At 49.7% G+C, this 1,956-nt stretch carries 1 tRNA gene and 1 rRNA gene; both read right to left on the reverse strand.

Features of this window, described 5'->3' with window-relative positions:
- Nucleotides 1-7 precede the first annotated feature (7 nt).
- Nucleotides 8-83: transfer RNA gene (locus L0668_RS20495), tRNA-Ala, on the reverse strand.
- A gap of 102 nt (nucleotides 84-185) precedes the next feature.
- Nucleotides 186-1,722, reverse strand: a 16S ribosomal RNA gene (locus L0668_RS20500).
- Nucleotides 1,723-1,956: the final 234 nt, after the last annotated feature.

The raw sequence follows: 1,956 nt of genomic DNA on the forward strand, positions 1-1,956 counted from the left end.
CTATAAGTGGTGGAGCTAAGCAGGATCGAACTGCTGACCTCCTGCGTGCAAGGCAGGCGCTCTCCCAGCTGAGCTATAGCCCCTTTCTAATTGTGCCTAAACACTAGAAACGGTCTCTCGGTTCTTCTTATCAACAACAAAACAATCTGTGTGAACACTCAACAACGTAAGCGCTGCCGTAATAGTAAGGAGGTGATCCAACCCCAGGTTCCCCTAGGGTTACCTTGTTACGACTTCACCCCAGTCATGAAACACAAAGTGGTAACCGTCCCCCCGAAGGTTAGACTAGCTACTTCTTTTGCATCCCACTCCCATGGTGTGACGGGCGGTGTGTACAAGGCCCGGGAACGTATTCACCGCAACATTCTGATTTGCGATTACTAGCGATTCCGACTTCATGGAGTCGAGTTGCAGACTCCAATCCGGACTACGACGAGCTTTAAGGGATCCGCTTACCCTCGCAGGTTCGCTTCCCTCTGTACTCGCCATTGTAGCACGTGTGTAGCCCTACTCGTAAGGGCCATGATGACTTGACGTCGTCCCCACCTTCCTCCGGTTTGTCACCGGCAGTCTCCTTAGAGTGCCCAACTTAAGGCTGGCAACTAAGGACAAGGGTTGCGCTCGTTGCGGGACTTAACCCAACATCTCACGACACGAGCTGACGACAGCCATGCAGCACCTGTATCCAGATTCCCGAAGGCACCAATTCATCTCTGAAAAGTTTCTGGTATGTCAAGAGTAGGTAAGGTTCTTCGCGTTGCATCGAATTAAACCACATGCTCCACCGCTTGTGCGGGCCCCCGTCAATTCATTTGAGTTTTAACCTTGCGGCCGTACTCCCCAGGCGGTCTACTTATTGCGTTAGCTACGCTACTCACGAGTTAAACTCACAAACAGCTAGTAGACAGCGTTTACGGTGTGGACTACCAGGGTATCTAATCCTGTTCGCTACCCACACTTTCGCACATGAGCGTCAGTCTTTGGCCAGGGAGTCGCCTTCGCCACTGATGTTCCTCCAGATCTCTACGCATTTCACCGCTACACCTGGAATTCCACTCCCCTCTCCAAGACTCTAGTCTGCCAGTTCTAAATGCTATTCCCAGGTTGAGCCCGGGGCTTTCACATCTAGCTTAACAAACCGCCTGCGTGCGCTTTACGCCCAGTAATTCCGATTAACGCTCGCACCCTCCGTATTACCGCGGCTGCTGGCACGGAGTTAGCCGGTGCTTCTTCTGTTGCTAACGTCACAGCTAGCAGGTATTAACTACTAACCTTTCCTCACAACTGAAAGTGCTTTACAACCCGAAGGCCTTCTTCACACACGCGGCATGGCTGCATCAGGGTTCCCCCCATTGTGCAATATTCCCCACTGCTGCCTCCCGTAGGAGTCTGGACCGTGTCTCAGTTCCAGTGTGGCTGATCTTCCTCTCAGAACAGCTAGAGATCGTCGCCTTGGTGAGCCTTTACCTCACCAACAAGCTAATCTCGCTTAGGCCACTCTTTGAGCGAGAGGAGTAAACTCCCCCCTTTGGTCCAAAGACATTATGCGGTATTAGCTATCGTTTCCAATAGTTATCCCCCACTCAAAGGCATGTTCCTAAGTATTACTCACCCGTCCGCCACTCGACATCATCTAGCAAGCTAGACATGTTTCCGTTCGACTTGCATGTGTTAGGCCTGCCGCCAGCGTTCAATCTGAGCCATGATCAAACTCTTCAATTAAATATATCGAAAATATGAATTTTTTTGGTAGACACTCACATCGTGAATGTCCACACAGATTGTCTTGTTATTAATTGTTAAAGAACATTGCTACCTCAGTAGCTGCTTTAGATGCTGTCCGAAGACCCTCTTAAGCGGGAGGCGTATAATACGCGACTCCGATTCGATGTCAACAAAATATTTTAATTTATTTTAAACTAAACACTTCGCTGCATCCCGCTAAATATAAAGCCT

Source organism: Paraglaciecola algarum (assembly GCF_021532655.1).
Lineage (GTDB): Bacteria > Pseudomonadota > Gammaproteobacteria > Enterobacterales > Alteromonadaceae > Paraglaciecola > Paraglaciecola algarum.